This is a genomic window from Phocaeicola coprocola (genome assembly GCF_041333015.1).
Taxonomy (GTDB): Bacteria; Bacteroidota; Bacteroidia; order Bacteroidales; family Bacteroidaceae; genus Phocaeicola; species Phocaeicola coprocola.
Genome location: NZ_JBGKGM010000004.1, coordinates 1,358,544 through 1,375,168, shown reverse-complemented (window position 1 = coordinate 1,375,168; position 16,625 = coordinate 1,358,544). Strand labels below are relative to the sequence as shown.

Here is a 16,625-nt window from a genome sequence, read left to right as displayed (position 1 = left end):
AGGTGTTTTGAGTGAAACTGCCAAATGTTTTGGCAAGTTTTTTCAAATAAATTTTCCTTTGCGTTTTTATCTTGCTGATTTATAGCGTATTTTGCTTTCGAAAAAATAAGCCTTTGCAAACCGGTTTTCCTGAAATCTTGTAGATTCCCGTTCCTGCCGGAGCTCTTACATTCGGACAGCCTGATTTTTTACATGCCGGCAGCCGCTTTTTATCTCCTTATTTATTCTTGAGTGCCGGTCTGCCGTTCTATTCTGGCCGGCCGGATCTTTACGAATGACTTGCCTGAGCCTTTTTTTCCTCTTCTACCGCTTTCCGGTAACAACATCTGCACAGAGGCTCGTATTCTTCCTTTTCTCCCAGCAACACCCGTTTGTCGTTGGCTACGGTACGGTGTGATACGTAGGCCAGATCTCCGCATTTCACGCAGATGGCATGTACCTTGGTCACCTCGTCGGCGATGGCACACAGGGCAGGCATCGGACCGAAAGGTACACCTTTAAAGTCCATGTCCAGTCCGGCAATGATTACTCTCACCCCTCTGTCGGCAAGTTCGTTGCATACGTTCACCAGTCCGTCGTCGAAGAATTGCGCTTCGTCTATGCCCACTACATCAATTTCCGAGCTGAACAGCAGGATGCTTGCCGACGAGTCTACCGGAGTAGAAGGAATCGAATTGTTGTCGTGCGAAACCACTTCCGCTTCCGAGTAGCGTGTATCGATGGCCGGCTTGAATATTTCTACCCGCTGGCGGGCAAAGGTAGCACGCTTCAGGCGGCGGATCAGTTCTTCTGTCTTGCCCGAAAACATCGAACCGCAGACAACTTCTATTCTTCCTCTGCGGCACGTTTCATGTGTATGATCTTCTGAAAAAACAACCATTGGTTCAAAAATTTGGTGCAAAAATACAATTTGTGTCGTTAATTTGCCTTATCTTCTATCTGAAATTTCATTTTTCGGCTATTTTATACACAACAACTGTTAAATATTGAATGAAATTAACTAGTGAGATTAAAAACTTTCTATCTTTGCTATATTAACAGTTGAAATATTGTATGGGAAGATTATATGTTGTTCCTACTCCTGTGGGTAATTTGGAAGATATGACCTTTCGTGCCATCCGTATCTTGAAGGAAGCCGACCTGATTCTGGCGGAAGATACACGCACGTCGGGCATTTTGCTGAAACATTTCGAAATCAAGAATGCGATGCAGTCTTATCATAAGTTCAATGAGCATAAGACGGTAGAGGGGATTATCAACCGGTTGAAGGCAGGCGAAACCATTGCACTGGTTTCCGATGCGGGAACTCCGGGCATATCCGATCCCGGCTTCCTGGTGGTACGCGAATGTGTGAAAAACGATATCGAGGTACAGTGCCTTCCGGGAGCTACGGCTTTCGTTCCGGCGCTGGTGGCTTCAGGCCTGCCCGACGAACGTTTCTGCTTCGAAGGCTTCCTGCCTCAGAAGAAAGGACGCATGACCCGTCTGAACGGTCTGGTAGAAGAAACGCGCACGATGATTTTCTACGAGTCACCCTACCGGCTGGTGAAAACGCTTACCCAGTTTGCCGAGATATTCGGTCCCGAACGTCAGGTTTCTGTCTGCCGTGAGATATCCAAGATACACGAGGAAAGCGTGCGGGGAACCTTGCAGGAAGTCATTGCACACTTCACGGCTACCGAGCCGAGAGGAGAAATTGTCATTATACTGGCAGGAAAAGAAGATTGAAGTTATAAATTCTAAACAGATAAAAAACTATGAAGAAAGTTGTTTTATTTTCATTATGTGCTGCGGCCGTGCTTGCTTCTTGTAACAATGCAGGCCAGAATAAAGATGCGTTGAAACTTCAGAACGACTCGCTGATGATCGAATTGTCTAACCGCGATGCCGAACTGGATGAAATAATGGGAGCATTCAATGAAATTCAGGAAGGCTTCCGCGAAATCAATGAAGCTGAAAACCGTGTGGATCTTACCGGCGATGCTATCGAAAACAAATCGAGCGCCGACAAGATTAAGGAAGATATCCGCTTTATCAGCGAAAAACTGAAATCAAACCGTGAACAGATTGCCAAACTGGAAGAACAGCTTAAGAACAGCAACTACCAGTCGGCACAGCTTAAAAAGGCTGTCAAGAATCTGACTGCCCAGCTGGAAAAAAAACAACGCCAGATTGAAACCCTTCAGGCTGAACTGGCTTCGAAGAATATCCGTATCGCCGAACTCGATGAGGCTGTTTCCGATCTGAACAAGAACGTCGACCAGCTGACTGCTGAAAATCAGGCTAAGACAAAGACCGTTGCTGCTCAGGACAAGGCCCTCAATACTGCATGGTATGTATTCGGTACGAAGTCGGAACTGAAAGACCAGAAGATTCTGAACCGTGGTGATGTGCTGAAAGACAATGAGTTCAATAAAGACTACTTTACAGAAATCGATATCCGTAAGGATAAAGAAATCAAGTTGTACTCTAAGCGTGCTACGCTGCTGACTACTCATCCTGCCGGTTCATACGAACTTGCTAAGGACGACAAGGGACAGCTTACTTTGAAGATTACTAACCCTAACCAGTTCTGGAGCGTATCACGCTATCTGGTTATTCAGGTTCGATAATTATAAATAACTGAATTTTAATTAAATCTGTTATTCATTCTCCGGCATAGAGAATGAATAACAGATTTTTTTGTTTATCTTGCACCGGTCAACCAATCAGAAAGGAGAAACTTATGAAAATATTCCGATATCTTATCGTTGCTGTACTGTTCCTGCTGGTGGCAGGTACATCGGGTGCACAGACTCGTGAGGAAAAGAAAGAGGCTCTCAAGACCTATGTCGGCGAACAGGTCAACGGCCGCACATTCAAGCTGGAGGCAAGCATGGCATATCCCATGAGCGGCAGAAGCATTCCGCTGACTACCCCCTACGGATTGCAGATGAAGAAAGACTCCGTCGATGTCTATCTGCCTTACTACGGCAGGGCCTATCAGATACCGTATGGAGGAGGAGAGGGGTTGCGTTTCAAGGCTCCCGTAGAAAACTACTCCAGCAAGCTCAAGAAAGACCGCTACCGGATAACGTTCGAGGCTACGACCAGAGAAGACAACTTCAGGTTCTCGGTCGATTTGTACGATGACGGTTCGGCAAATATTCATGTCACCATGCGCAACAGACAGCCCATTCATTATTCCGGACAGCTCGATGCAACCGGGTTGCAATAAAAGATGCCTATCTTTGCGTCAACGGAACAGCAGAAAACAATAAAAACATCATGGAAACAAATGAAATTTATGCCGTCAGACTCGAAAAGAAAGGAGTAAAACCTACAGCCGTACGCATCCTTGTGCTGAAAGCCATGCTCGAATCCCCGTGTGCCCTGTCACTCATCGAGCTTGAAACACTGCTGGGCACTGTCGGCCGCTCCACCATCTTCCGTACGCTGAATCATTTCCTGGCGCACCACGTGGTACACGACATCGAAGACGGCAGCGGCTCACTGAAGTACGAGGTCTGTCCCGACGAAGACACTTGTACCGTCGACGACATGCACACGCATTTCTACTGCGAAGTCTGTCACCGTACCTTCTGCTTTCCGTCCATCCACATTCCCGTTGTCGACCTGCCCGAAGGCTTCCGTCTGCACAGCATCAACTACATGGTAAAGGGCGTGTGCCGCGAGTGTGCCGCCCGCATGAAATGACTGTGTAGTCCTCTCCCGGAAAATACTTCACCGACATGTGCGGCTGGATGCTGTAATACGGACGGTGGTTGCGCGGCAGATAGCCCACGCCGTGTACTCCCACCTGCACCGACAGCCGCGGAGATACCCGTATATGATGGTCGTATCAGGCTCTGTTCTTGAGTGTTGATACGACCATTCATTTTCTCTATCAGTATGTCCGGATTTTCAAAGCTTGAAAATCCGTTCCATCAGCTTCCATTTCTCCTGAGAAGACTGTCCCGGCAGCACCTTCTGGTACTTGGACATATGCTCCTCCCATTCCGCCTGACGAGGCAGTGTAGCAAGTCGGGCATAGTCACGTTCCATATCAAACTCGTCCGTCGTATCCATAATCATAAACAGGTGGTTGCCGTAAATATAAATCTGCATATCCACGATACCCACTTCACGGATGCCCGCTTTCACTTCCTCCCATACGTGCGCATGCTCTGCCACGTAAGCCTCTATCAACTCCTTGTCGTCGTAGAGATCCAACGTCTGACAATATCTTTTCATTTATACCGTTCTGTTTTGTTTTTTATCAGTCCCTGCGGAAAATATCACGCGTATATACCTTCTCCTTCACATCGTCCAGACACGCATCATAGCGGTTGGCGATGATAGCCTGCGCCTGCGCCTTGAAATCCTCCAGTCTGTTCACCACCTTCGATCCGAAGAACGTACTGCCATCCTCCAGCGTCGGTTCGTAGATGATAATCGTAGCTCCCTTCGCCTTGATGCGCTTCATCACACCCTGAATGGAACTCTGGCGGAAGTTGTCGCTGTTCGATTTCATCGTGAGGCGGTACACCCCGATGACACATTCCTTTTCCTCCGCCGGATTATAGCTGCCCCGGTTGTAGTAATCATAATATCCCGCCTTGTGCAGCACCCTGTCGGCAATGAAATCCTTGCGCGTGCGGTTGCTCTCCACAATCGCCTGAATCAGATTCTCCGGCACATCCTGATAGTTCGCCAGCAGCTGCTTTGTATCCTTAGGCAGACAGTAGCCCCCGTAGCCGAACGACGGATTGTTATAATGCGAGCCGATGCGCGGATCCAGACAGATACCCTGGATGATAGCCTGCGTATCCAGTCCCTTCACTTCCGCATACGTATCCAGCTCGTTGAAGTACGACACACGCAGCGCCAGATACGTATTGGCAAACAGCTTCACCGCTTCCGCCTCCTTCATACCCATGAACAGCGTGTCCACGTCCGGCTTGATAGCCCCTTCCTGAAGCAATGCTGCAAACTCGTGCGCCTTCTCCTCCAGCTGCTCACCTGCGATTTCCTTGATAGCCCTGTTCTCCTCATCCAGTCCCGCTATCAGCTTCGGGAATCCCACGATGATACGGCTCGGATAAAGATTGTCGTACAGCGCCTTGCTCTCACGCAGAAACTCCGGCGAGAACAGCAGGTTGAACTTCTTTCCCGCCAGGGCAGGAGAGGTACGGAACTTCTCCGCATACTTCACATACAGACTCCGGCAGTAACCCACAGGGATGGTACTCTTTATCACCATCACCGCATCCGGATTCACCTCCAGCACCAGGTCGATCACCTCCTCCACGTGCGACGTATCGAAATAATTCTTCACCGGATCGTAGTTCGTAGGAGCCGCAATCACCACAAAGTCCGCCTCCCGGTAAGCCGAAGCCCCGTCGAGCGTAGCCGTCAGGTTCAGTTCCTTTTCCGCCAGATACTTCTCGATATACTCATCCTGAATCGGGCTGATACGGTTGTTGATCTTCTCCACCTTTTCAGGAATCACGTCCACAGCCACCACCCGGTGATGCTGCGCCAGCAACGTAGCGATAGACAGACCTACATAGCCCGTACCCGCTACAGCGATTGTATAGTTTTTCATCATGGAAATGCTCTTTTGTTACAAAGCTAATATAAAATATCAGACAAGTCAAATGAAATTCTACTTTATAGTTGCGACATCAGCGCATCGAAATCTCTGCAACCGATAAAATAAGTTCTGTGTTCCCGAATCTGTGTATCCAGTTGCTTTTTTAATGCCGAAGTACAAACCTTTTCCCGGCTTGATGTCGTGAATGCCAGCATATTCAGTTGCTGTGTTAGTACATTTAGAGGATTACTTGCCACATTTACATCCGTTACCAGAATAAAAGCAATCTGAATTTGCCCTGTGTTCAGGTTACAGGTTGTAATATCTTCACATAACTTTATACTCTCCAGCAGTTTGCGTTGCAAGTCATATTTTCCTGCCTGTCTGGTTATCCTTTTTTCAAGTACTTGTTTTTCCTTTTCGGAAGCCAATGGTTTTTGAGCAATTGGCTGATGTGACAAAAACTCTTTCCACCCTTTCAGTTCAACAAAGCACAATACCTTTTCCGTATACGAAAGAGCATCAGACGAAGGAGAAGAAGCACATCCCTGCGCACTGTGCCATTGTGTTTCCACTTCATCCAGATTGATAACAGGCGTTTGTTGTAAAGAGAGGCAAGAAGGTGTGTGCTGGCAAGGAACATGCAACTGACATAGACTGCATGGTGTGACACCTGTTTTTGTCATTACCTGCTTGTAAATATGTTCAGGAGTCATATTCATTGCAGTTACAAGCCAAGGTTTACAATTTCATTCATAGGCTGTGCCAGTTTCATAAAAATCCGGTTCAAATCGTCCGTAACATCTTCCAGCACACACAGTTCGTCTTCTGTTTCCTCTGCCAGATAATAATTTACAAAGTCATTCATCGACAATTTATCAGCGAAATATCTCACGGCCTGTATGAAATAAGGACTGTGTGAACTTATTAAGATAGGGATTCCCGCTTTGGCAAGTTCTACCAGCACAGACGCGAATTTGATCTGCCATTCCGGATGCAGATGATTTTCCGGTTCATCCCATATCAGAATTTTACTTTCATCCAGCGCTTGCGTTTCCAGTAACATCTGCAAGACACCGAAAGCCTTTATTCCGGAAGCAACATTAACCGGTGCATAATTCTGTTCTCCCTTTTTCCAGTACATGTTTCGTTTTGCATTGTCAAAATAGAAATGTCCGCCAGTGATGTTATCAGTAAGTGTCTGTGCCTTTTGTATAAAAGGAGAGTAGACGTTATCAGGCAGCGAGAAACGGAAAGCATCCAGTTTCTGTGCCATATCCTTTATGTGATAATTTATCAGCGGGCGTAATACATCCTTTCCGGCAATATTGAAATAATGTCCTCCCGGCATTTGTGCATTTGCCAGGATATCTATCAGATGAATATACAGTGGCGATTCTACCAGCGTAGCGTCTTTGACAAAAGTTTCCGTTTTACATTTAAACTCCGTTACCTTATTCTCTTTTATCTGTATGGTTATATCTTTCCCCTGTTCTTCAGAAAAACAAATTTCAGACATTTCAGTATTGTATGTACAGATAGAATTAAGAAATTCGGCTCCTATGATACTTTGGAAAGCCCGTTCCAGCATTTTTTCGGAGTTACTGCTTTCGGTAGCCAATTGTACCAGTTGGTCTATGCTTCTTATAATTTTAGCCCTTTGCTGCGGTACAATGTTTATTTTTTCCAGTTTATCTTTCAGCTGACTGACCCATCGTTTGTCATTCGCAAAAGATTCCACCTCTTTCAGGAAAGCGGCAGCAGTAGACGGCAGAATCACCCCTTTGATTTTTTCTCCCGACTCTGTCTCGGTATGCTTTACATACATATAAAGTGCTGCGCAGTTCAATCTCATGATTCTGTCCTGCGATTGTGAGCTCAGTCTGTCAGCATTACTGAGTGACTTAATGACTGAAAACAATAGCTTTCCTACTGTGCTCTTTCCCGAATCATTGTTTCCGGCAATGACAGTCAAACCATTTAGAATAATGTCAGCTTTCTTTATTTTGTTGATATGGGTAATATTCAGTCGCATCTGCTTTCTTTAATGTAAAAATGAAATAACTTTTGCACTTGTTTACAGCTTGTTTATTTCCTCCTCTGCCAGTCCCGTAGCTGCTGCAATCTGTTCGTTGCTCATGCCCAGCGACTTCAGGTTACGTGCGATAGCGGTTTGTGTTTCTGCACGACCTTCTGCACGACCTTCTGCACGACCTTCTGCACGACCTTCTGCACGACCTTCTGCACGTTCCGTTTCTATATTGTCCCGTAAAATCACGATATTATCCAAGTGTTTGTAATACGCGTTCAGCTCCTCCCGGCTCATGCGATCCAGCTTCAGCCGTTCCTTCACCGCATTCAGTCCCGGCGCCGTAGCATTCTCCGGCACATTTCCCGTATTCAGGTAATAAATCCATTCTTCCAGCGGCGTCTTTGCCACCCGGTTAAAATCATTTACTTTCAGTATATAATATTCCGGATAAAGCTGGCTCACTTTGTCCACTTTGAATGTCTGTTTCTGAAACGGACTCAGTTCCAGCACATCCCCTTCATGAATTCCCACGAACTCCGTCTTTCCGTGATATACAAAATCCTTGCCGTGTCCCAGAGAGAAATACACGATGTTGATGCTGTACACCTTACGTACCTTGTCGTATCCCTGTCCGCGGTTGATGTACTCTGTTACCAGCTTCGAAGCGCCAAACAGCATCCGCTGGAAATACGCATACTCATTATTGTTCTGAATCTCGATGAGCACCAGTTCTCCCTTCGAGTTTTCCGCCAGCATATCCACACGGTTATACTTGTCGAATTCATCCTCCTGGTTGCTTTCACTCTCCAGCAGCTTCTGGATGGTCACCTTTTCCTCCAGCAGTGTGGTAAGCAGTCCCTCCAGCACCGCATAATTAGCCTTGTTGCGCAACAGGCGCTTCATAGCCCAGTCAAAACGAATATAGCTTTCCATACTGAGTGCATTTAGTAGTTGATACTTACAAAGTAAACAAATAAACCTTAAAGTGCCAAGCCAATACAAAAAAATCGCTACGATACCCTCTGTATAGAGTACCCTTACTTACCAGTTGTATCGGTAGACAATATAAAAAAACGGGCAGGCCGTAAAGCCCACCCGTTTCATTAGAAAAACTTATGTATCAGAAATTTCCTTTATTGGCATTATCCCACCAGAGGTGTGTACCACCCTTATCGCCCGAAATACCGTTTTTGCTTGAATTTTCCTTATTCAACAGTTCCAGACCCATGGCGACACCCTGTGCATTTGTATCATATGCGTTGCTGCTGTAGATAACTCGGCGTACACCTTCTTCCTTGTTTACTCCACCGTTACTTTCGTCTACGTAAGCAGGGAATAAGTGCGGATAACCGGTACGTCTTTGTTCAGCCCATGCTTCGATAGAAAGCGGGAACAGAGCGAAATACTTCTGTGTAATGATACGTTCCAGTTTTTCCTCGTTGCTGGCTCCTTCGTCCCATTTTACACAAAGTTTGTTTACAGCCGGTGTGTTCAGTTTCGGATCTACCGGATCTTCAAAATCAACCTGGGTTGTCGTACCGTTGATGTATTCATCCACAGCTCCTGCAGCATAAGCATCTACGCCGGCATATTTTCCGCGATAGCTCAGCTCGTTTGTCATAGATACGCGGATACCGTCTTCATACAGACTCTGTACGCTTGCAGAACCGATGTCCCAGCGCAATTTAGCTTCAGCCAGCAAGAAATAAGATTCAGCAGCCTTGAAGATAGGCAGTGGCATAGAGTATACTCCGATTGTATTTTGCGGGTCGATCCACTGAGAGAAGTTAGCCCAGTTGTTCGGTTTTCCCGGCAGACCACTGGCAAATCGGATACCCAGATACTGTGTATTGGCCGGTACTACCACCTTACCTTCCAGGTTGGTAACATCCTTGATATTCTTTGTCATGTACAACGGCTGGCGCGGGTCTTTCATACCTGTCATCAGCGTAACCAGATTCGCGTTGAATCCGCAGTCACCCCAGTTGAACATCAGCCACATTTCGTTTTCCAGACTCTTGTCGATGACAATATCCGTATTTACGGTTGCCAGCGTATTGGCAGCCGCTTCTGTAGCCACCTGTTTCAGGTCTATGCCGGCTTCCTTCATTTCAGCCTCACGTTTAGACAGACGGAGCGCCATGCGCAATCTCAACGTATTGGCCACCTTTACCCACAGTTCAGTATCAGCATTACACCAGCAGTCGAAAGTAGCGAGAGTAACCTTTTCGCCTTCACTCATTCCTTTGATATCGGTGATAGCCTTCTCCAGATCCTTCAGCATAGCTACGAACAGCTGTTGCTGGCTGTCGAATGGATAGTACGATTCATATTCTCCCGACAAGATCGAGCTGTAAGCCAGCGGACCGTAAGCATCGGTAGTCATGAGTGTACCATATGCCTGTACGACTCTCATTACGCCGGAAAGTCCCAGTGTACCCTTTTGGTCACAATCGGCAATGATCCGTCGTGTATTGTTGAATATATGCAGGTAATAGTTTTCGTACATACCTCCACTGTGTCCGCGGTTTTCCCCCATATCTCCATTGGTAAAGTTACCGTTCGGAGTCATGAAATAACCGCTGTACAAGTCGATTGTCAGGTTTGTCCAGAACTGGAACATGTTCTGCTGAGGCGGATAGCAATATTGCATCGGTTCGGTACACTGTGCAGAGAATGGCAGATCATTCGGGTCTACCTGCACACTGTTTGTGTTCAGATCTTCAAAACTGTCGGTACAAGAAGTCATCAAGTTGCTTCCTAACCACGGGAGAGCCAGCAGAATGGCATATTGATAAAATTTATTTCGTTTCATAATCAGGCTTTTTTAGAAGTTAAGTTTCAGATTCAGACCAAAGCTGCGAGAAGTAGGCAGTGCGAACATGTCTACACCCTGCACACCATTTCCAGTACCTGCAGATACATCCGGATCCATCGGAGCATCTTTGTAGAAGAAGAACAGGTTACGTCCGATGATAGCAGCTGTCAGGTTCTTTCCTACGCCGAACAGGTTACGGAACGTATATCCCAGGCTCAATTCACGCAGACGTACGTTTGTAGCATCGTAAACATAGAATTCATTGGCATACGGACTGTTGAAGTTACTAGCTCCCGTTGTAGTATACCATGCTTTCGGATCAAATTCCACGCCGTCTACCACTACCTTACCTGCGTTACGTGCATCTCCGGTACGTTTTGAAACGCCCCAGCCATCCAGTGTTGCTTCTGTCATTGACAACACTTTGCCTCCGAACTTACCGTCAATCAGGAACGATAGAGTAAAGTCCTTATAATGGAATGTATTCGACCATCCGGCGTTGAACTTCGCATTCATGTTGCCGGCATAAATCATATCCTCGGTTGTGTCACCGCTTACTATCGGGTTACCGGTAGTTTCATCCTTCATCGGTCTGCCGTTTTCGTCGCGCATGATATGGCGTACATACAAGTCACCGTACGATCCGTCCTTCTTCAGGATAATCTTGGCACCGCCGAAGTCTGTCAGTGTCAGTCCGTTTGGCAGGTCATCTACAAGTTCTACGATTTTGTTGTCGTTGTACGACAGGTTCAGGTCTGTACTCCAGCTGAAATCATCATTAAACTGCTGATACCATCCTGCGCTGAATTCGAATCCCTGGTTCTGTACGTTACCGGCGTTTACATAACGGTTGCGCAATCCCGATTCATACGGAGCAGCTACAGAGAAGAACTGATTCTTGGTATTTGTCTTATAGTATGTCAGTCCCATAGTCAGTCGGTTCTGGAAGAATGTACCGTCGAATCCCACTTCGATAGAATGAGTCTTTTCCGGCTTCAATGTACGGAACGGAGCATTTTCCGGTGGAGTGATAGCACCCTGCGATTGCAGTGAGTACAGCAGGTTACTCATAAATACCGGCACGTCATTACCTACGATAGAGTAGCTGGCACGTACCTTGAGCAAATTCACGTTCTTGCCCATATCAACAAATCTGTCAAGCAGGAAGCTACCTCCGATAGACGGATAGAAGAACGAGCAGCTTTCCGTGTAAGCCAGTGCAGACGACCAGTCGTTACGTACAGATACGTCGACGAACAAACCATCCTTGTAGCCGAACTGAGCTGTAGCGAATACAGCGTTCAGACGTTTTTCTGTATTCCAGTTATCATTCTTGCCTACAACAGACATGTTTCCGTAGTAGTTGTTCGGAGTGAAGATGTTCGGGTAATATATGTTACCGTTTCCGGGTGAAGTAAACTGAGTACCTTCAGCCCATAAGTCAACATGTGCAGTCTTGCTCTTAGTGAAGCTTGAACCGGCAGTTGCCGAAACAAGGAAATCATTGAATGTATGGCTGTAGCTCAGCAAGACGTCACCATACAGCTGATCGCTGAAGTAACGGTTATCCTTCATACGTCCCATCGGGTATAAGTTGGCGATACTTGAAGCATACAGATTATGCTGCCAGCGTTCTTCACCTCTTTCGTAACGCATACGTCCCTGGATATTCAAGTCTTGGGTAATATCCCACTTGATGCTTCCTCCAAATTCATAACGGTGACGGTCGGTGATCGGAGTCTGTCGGTTCAGTGTCCAGTAAGGGTTACTGTACTGCTGCAGTCCGGTGTTTGTCCAGTTCTGGATATTACATCCTCTCGATTCATCATACACCTCGAAGTTGTTTTTATAGTAGTTCCAGTCTTCACCTCTCGGGAACAGATATACACCAGTCAGCGGGTTGAACAGGAATCCGGCAGCAGCCTGATTCTTCACATACTGGTTGGTATACTTGGCGCTGAAATCAATGTGAATATTCTTCAGGACATTAAATCCCACTTTCGAATTCAGGTTATGGCTGCGGTAGGTATTGCTTGGAGTCATACCTTCCGAGTACACGTTACCATAAGAGAAGTACGCCTGGATATTTTCATTACCACCGGCCAGCGAGATAGAGTTGTTTGTTGTAAATCCGGTGCGATAGAATTCTTTCGCATAGTTAGGTGCTTCCGAAGCCAGTTTTTCGCCCCAGCTGTATGTACCGTTGTCGCTGACTCCATATGTATTCTGGAATTCCGGAAGAACCATTGGAGTTTCCATAGTAGTATTGCTGGACACGTTGATTGAAACTTTGCCCGACTGAGCCGACTTGGTTGTGATCATGATAGCACCATTGGCAGCCACGGCACCATACAATGCGGCAGCCGATGCACCTTTCAGCAATGTAATAGAAGCGATATCATCCGGGTTGATAGTCGACATCACGTCGCCACCGTCACGTTCGCCACCATAGTTGCTGCTTACCTGAGCACCCGAAACACTGTTCATTACCGGCACACCGTCCACTACGATCAGCGGCTGGTTGCTACCACTGATAGACTTGTTACCGCGGAACAGGATTTTAGAAGAACCTCCGGCTCCGGTAGAGTTTGGTGTAATCATCAGACCGGCACTTTTACCCTGCAGTGAGTTGATCATGTTCACACTCTTGATGTCGTTCACATCACTACCTCCCACAGTCTGTGCAGAATACGTCAACGTTTCCGACTGGCGCTGGATACCCATAGCCGTTACCACGACTTCACCCAGGCTTTCGGTATCCGAAACCATAGAAACATCGATAACCTTTCTTCCCTTCACTGCTTCTTCCACCGTTTGCATGCTGATATACGAAAATACCAGCACATCGTCCGGTCCCACAGTAATAGAATAATGACCGTTCAGGTCGGTTACAGTACCATTGGTAGTTCCCTTTACCAATACGTTTACTCCGATTAGAGGATCGCTCATTTCTTTACTGGTAACACTTCCGCTTACAGTAATTGTCTGAGCATAAATCCCAGTCAGAAACATTCCTACCAGGAACATTGTGACTACTAGAAATGATCGTTTTTGCATAGTTAAACTATTAAGGTTAATACTCTATTTTCGATTTTAAGGTTAAAATATATTGTATATATTCTCGTTATCAATTAGTGTATTTCCTTGTAGTCAGTCAACTGTCCCGTTTGTGTTTGTATTTTGATATAGTTTATATTATTTGTATAGTTCTTGTATTTTTATGTATTCTCTAAATTATATAATTAATTTTAAATAGAGAGTTTTTTAGGAACAAAATCTCATTCTCTATAACATTTTTTATACAAAACTCACTGTAGAAACAAAAAAAATCGCCACGCTACCCTCCGTATAGAGTACCGTGGTGATTCCCGTTTACTTCCCCGCCTCAAAATCCTTGATGCGCTGCTCCTCACTCAGTACTACGCTACTACCGATAGATTCTGTTCTGCCGATCATCAGTAATATGCAAGTTGATATATTCGTCGACAATCAACCATTAGACTTACAATGTTTTTGCGAAGTCCTTCAAATTAATTATGGCAACTGATGGGAAAGATATATTTTTAAGTTCATTGAAATGGTGATCCTCCGTCACGATGTATTCCGCATTGGCTGTTATGGCACAGTCTACGAACTTATTGTCATCCTGGTCTGCTGTAATTAGATGAAAACGGTAGTGAGGAGTTAATTTCTTTACATTTTCACGAGTAAGAATCGTGTAGATAATCGTTTCGGCTACATACTTATTAATGTTGCGAGTCATGACTTCCAGATACTCTTCTACGATTTCATTGCTTATACATAACGTATAGTCTCCATTCAAGAATGACTGCCACACTTTATGGCAGTCATTCTTCGCTGAAATTGCAATAATCAGTGAGTTTGTATCCAATACAATGTTTCTCATATTCATTTATAGGGAGTACGTTCATGTAGTTGGTAGAATTTATCGACTTTTTCCTCATTTAATTCTCCATTCTCCCACAAACGGTCAATTTCTTTTTGCGCTTGCTTGGCGAAATAGTCAGAAATAGCCTTTTTAAGTTCTGCTAATGCTTCAGGACTATCCACAAACGACATCATTTCAAGCACTTGCAATTGAGCCGGATTAAAAACTGTAGTATTCATATATTTGGATTTGGTTCTAATACAAAAGAACAAATTTTTTTCTTTATTTCCTAATGAATAAGATAAAAGGATTAAAAAAACAATGGAGAATCAAAATCTTTCAGTAGCAGGAATCGTGGCGATTCCCGTTTACTTCCCCGCAGCAAAATCCTTGATGCGCTGCTCCTCACTCAGGCGGCACACCAGCAGCCGTCTGTCTTTTTCCGCTACGATGTAGCCCTCCAGACCTTCCAGCACCACCTGTCTGTGCTCCGCCGCATGCACCACACAGTTCCGACAGTTGTACATATCCACCCGGCCGCCCACCTTGGCATTGCCCGCTTCATCCTGCGGCAGCAAGGTGCGCAGCGAACCCCAGCTACCCAGGTCACTCCATCCGAACTCCGCCGGCAGCACAAAGATATCCTCCGCCTTCTCCATCACCGCATAGTCGATGGAAATCTTCTCGCAAGTAGGGAAGAGCCGCTTCAGCTCCTCCGTCTCTTTGTCCGTAAACAAGGCAGGCTCCAGCTCGTCCATCACTCCGGCAATCTGCGGCGCATACCTGCGTATGGCATTCGTAATCGTGTCCGCGTTCCACACAAAAATCCCCGCGTTCCAGAAATAATTCCCCGCAGCCAGATACCCCTTTGCCGTTTCCACGTCCGGTTTCTCCTTAAACGCTTCCACCTTGCAGATACCCTTTGCGTCCGCTTCTCCCTGAGCAGCAATGTACCCGTAACCCGTTTCCGGTCGGGTAGGCATCATCCCCAAGGTCACGATAGCCTGCGAGTCCGCCGTCTTCTCCAGCGCCACGGCAATGCAGCGCGCAAACTCCGCCGTATCAATCACCAGCGCATCCGAAGGCGTCACCACGATGTTCGCCTGCGGAAACTCCTTTCGGATCTTCCAGCACGCATACGCGATACACGGCGCCGTATTCCTGGCTTCCGGTTCCGCCAGAATATGCTGAGCCGGAATCTGCGGAAGCTGTTCCTTTACTATGTCGACATACCTTTCCGATGTCACCACCCAGAAATTCTCTTTCGGGCAGATACCCTTGAAACGCTCCACCGTGAGCTGAATCAGCGATTTTCCTACCCCCATTACGTCGATAAACTGTTTGGGATATTCGGATGTACTCATGGGCCAGAAACGGCTTCCTATGCCGCCTGCCATAATAACTATATGATTTTGCATGCTGGTTTAAATAGATTTAGAATTGTTTAGTCCTGCGGAAAATGTCACATGCAGGCCCATCCGAATTTTCGGACAATTTCTTTCAGTAAGTATCTGTCCGATACCGGAATCTTTACGATTACGTTTTCATTTTCCTCAGGGGTACATGCCGTATACCCTTTTTCCGGAAGTCTGTCTTCTGATAGAGGAGCAGGAACGGATGATGTAATCTGATATTCGTTGTTGGTCAATGCCACATCAAAATATTCCGCTCCGGTTTCAGGAGAGAGAAACAACTCCCGCAAATCTGTTTTTCCGGACAAAAACTCTTCAATTCTTTTTCCTGAGATGCGTATGGCCGTATATCTGCATTCCTGCTCGTCGGTGTACAACAGACAAAGATACAAGGTTTCGAATGCATCCCGGGCGATAAACAACTGTGGCACATCATAAAAATCCAAAATTCTTTCTATCCGAATAGGAATATTTCTGGTCATAGCGATATGATTTTAGCTTGTGAAACATCAAATAAACGGCTTCTCCACCATGAATAGTGTGAATTTCTGAATGTCTTCTTTATGTTTCCGTCTTGTGGGGAAAGACTTACTTCTGCAATGTTAGCCTTTCGGAACTTTGGGAGTTTTAGCAGACGCTTTGCATCCGTGAGTTCTGAAAAAACAGATACGGCTCGTACAATGCATTCATCTATTCCTTCACCTGTAAACGTTTTGTCTGGAGCTAATTTCTTTTGAGAGAAGAAATCTTCAGACTGTGCCGGATTACCGATTGCGACTCGATAATAGATGCCTTGGCATTTTTCTGAATCTGCCGGAGGGCAGGATTCAGGAAGAGATTCAAACCAATAATTTTGCATTTTCTATAACATTTACTTCACCAAAGTTAAGGATTATTTT

General features: G+C 45.9%; 17 protein-coding genes. 4 read left to right on the top strand and 13 right to left on the bottom strand.

The genetic code is table 11. The features are described 5' to 3' along the window. Positions 1 to 268 precede the first annotated feature (268 nt). On the bottom strand, positions 269 to 880 hold the full coding sequence (locus ACDG22_RS16510) for a thymidine kinase (protein WP_040312175.1): 612 nt from the start codon (positions 878 to 880) through the stop codon (positions 269 to 271). A gap of 173 nt (positions 881 to 1,053) precedes the next feature. Between ACDG22_RS16510 and rsmI the strand changes: the two genes are divergently transcribed. The 4 genes from rsmI (at position 1,054) to ACDG22_RS16490 (ending at position 3,696) form a co-directional block, all read left to right on the top strand. Continuing rightward, the gene (gene rsmI, locus ACDG22_RS16505) at positions 1,054 to 1,728 is read left to right on the top strand and encodes a 16S rRNA (cytidine(1402)-2'-O)-methyltransferase (protein WP_007570883.1); all 675 of its coding nucleotides are present in this window, start codon (positions 1,054 to 1,056) and stop codon (positions 1,726 to 1,728) included. A 29-nt stretch (positions 1,729 to 1,757) separates the two neighbouring features. Next, positions 1,758 to 2,612: a Cbp1 family collagen-binding glycoprotein adhesin gene (locus ACDG22_RS16500; protein WP_303211707.1), complete on the top strand. Its 855-nt coding sequence runs from the start codon at positions 1,758 to 1,760 to the stop codon at positions 2,610 to 2,612. Positions 2,613 to 2,725: 113 nt separating this feature from the next. Then, positions 2,726 to 3,217 (top strand): DUF4251 domain-containing protein, encoded by a 492-nt coding sequence (locus tag ACDG22_RS16495; RefSeq protein WP_370859000.1) that lies wholly within the window; start codon positions 2,726 to 2,728, stop codon positions 3,215 to 3,217. A 50-nt stretch (positions 3,218 to 3,267) separates the two neighbouring features. Beyond that, the gene (locus ACDG22_RS16490; protein WP_370858999.1) at positions 3,268 to 3,696 is read left to right on the top strand and encodes a Fur family transcriptional regulator; all 429 of its coding nucleotides are present in this window, start codon (positions 3,268 to 3,270) and stop codon (positions 3,694 to 3,696) included. 207 nt (positions 3,697 to 3,903) lie between these two features. Here the strand turns inward: ACDG22_RS16490 and ACDG22_RS16485 are convergent, their stop codons facing one another. From ACDG22_RS16485 to ACDG22_RS16430, 12 genes are all read right to left on the bottom strand, one after another. After that, the gene (locus ACDG22_RS16485; protein ID WP_007570879.1) at positions 3,904 to 4,233 is read right to left on the bottom strand and encodes an L-rhamnose mutarotase; all 330 of its coding nucleotides are present in this window, start codon (positions 4,231 to 4,233) and stop codon (positions 3,904 to 3,906) included. A gap of 25 nt (positions 4,234 to 4,258) precedes the next feature. Further along, on the bottom strand, positions 4,259 to 5,587 hold the full coding sequence (locus tag ACDG22_RS16480) for a nucleotide sugar dehydrogenase (protein WP_148315589.1): 1,329 nt from the start codon (positions 5,585 to 5,587) through the stop codon (positions 4,259 to 4,261). A 65-nt stretch (positions 5,588 to 5,652) separates the two neighbouring features. After that, complete coding sequence (locus ACDG22_RS16475) at positions 5,653 to 6,291, bottom strand: hypothetical protein (RefSeq protein WP_270212500.1); 639 nt, start codon at positions 6,289 to 6,291, stop codon at positions 5,653 to 5,655. Between the two features lie 11 nt (positions 6,292 to 6,302). Further along, a complete protein-coding gene (locus tag ACDG22_RS16470) occupies positions 6,303 to 7,610 on the bottom strand; it encodes an AAA family ATPase (RefSeq protein WP_270212499.1) in 1,308 nt (435 codons plus the stop codon). Between the two features lie 42 nt (positions 7,611 to 7,652). Beyond that, the gene (locus ACDG22_RS16465) at positions 7,653 to 8,540 is read right to left on the bottom strand and encodes an Rpn family recombination-promoting nuclease/putative transposase (protein WP_270230868.1); all 888 of its coding nucleotides are present in this window, start codon (positions 8,538 to 8,540) and stop codon (positions 7,653 to 7,655) included. Between the two features lie 187 nt (positions 8,541 to 8,727). Then, positions 8,728 to 10,422 carry a SusD/RagB family nutrient-binding outer membrane lipoprotein gene (locus tag ACDG22_RS16460; RefSeq protein WP_178270236.1) on the bottom strand — a complete coding sequence of 565 codons (1,695 nt, stop codon included), beginning with the start codon at positions 10,420 to 10,422 and terminating at the stop codon, positions 8,728 to 8,730. Positions 10,423 to 10,434: 12 nt separating this feature from the next. Further along, positions 10,435 to 13,482, bottom strand: coding sequence for a SusC/RagA family TonB-linked outer membrane protein (locus tag ACDG22_RS16455; RefSeq protein ID WP_370858998.1), 3,048 nt, complete (start codon positions 13,480 to 13,482; stop codon positions 10,435 to 10,437). A gap of 445 nt (positions 13,483 to 13,927) precedes the next feature. Next, positions 13,928 to 14,332, bottom strand: coding sequence for a putative toxin-antitoxin system toxin component, PIN family (locus ACDG22_RS16450; protein ID WP_022125977.1), 405 nt, complete (start codon positions 14,330 to 14,332; stop codon positions 13,928 to 13,930). 2 nt (positions 14,333 to 14,334) lie between these two features. Beyond that, positions 14,335 to 14,553, bottom strand: a complete 219-nt coding sequence (locus ACDG22_RS16445) for a hypothetical protein (protein WP_007570870.1) — start codon at positions 14,551 to 14,553, stop codon at positions 14,335 to 14,337. A gap of 129 nt (positions 14,554 to 14,682) precedes the next feature. Beyond that, entirely contained in the window at positions 14,683 to 15,732 is a 1,050-nt protein-coding gene (locus ACDG22_RS16440) for a mannose-1-phosphate guanylyltransferase (protein WP_370858997.1), read from the bottom strand. 44 nt (positions 15,733 to 15,776) lie between these two features. Then, positions 15,777 to 16,208 (bottom strand): DUF6575 domain-containing protein, encoded by a 432-nt coding sequence (locus ACDG22_RS16435; RefSeq protein WP_178270232.1) that lies wholly within the window; start codon positions 16,206 to 16,208, stop codon positions 15,777 to 15,779. Then, a complete protein-coding gene (locus tag ACDG22_RS16430; protein ID WP_178270231.1) occupies positions 16,205 to 16,585 on the bottom strand; it encodes a hypothetical protein in 381 nt (126 codons plus the stop codon). The genes ACDG22_RS16435 and ACDG22_RS16430 overlap by 4 nt, the downstream gene beginning before the upstream one ends. Positions 16,586 to 16,625 lie beyond the last annotated feature (40 nt).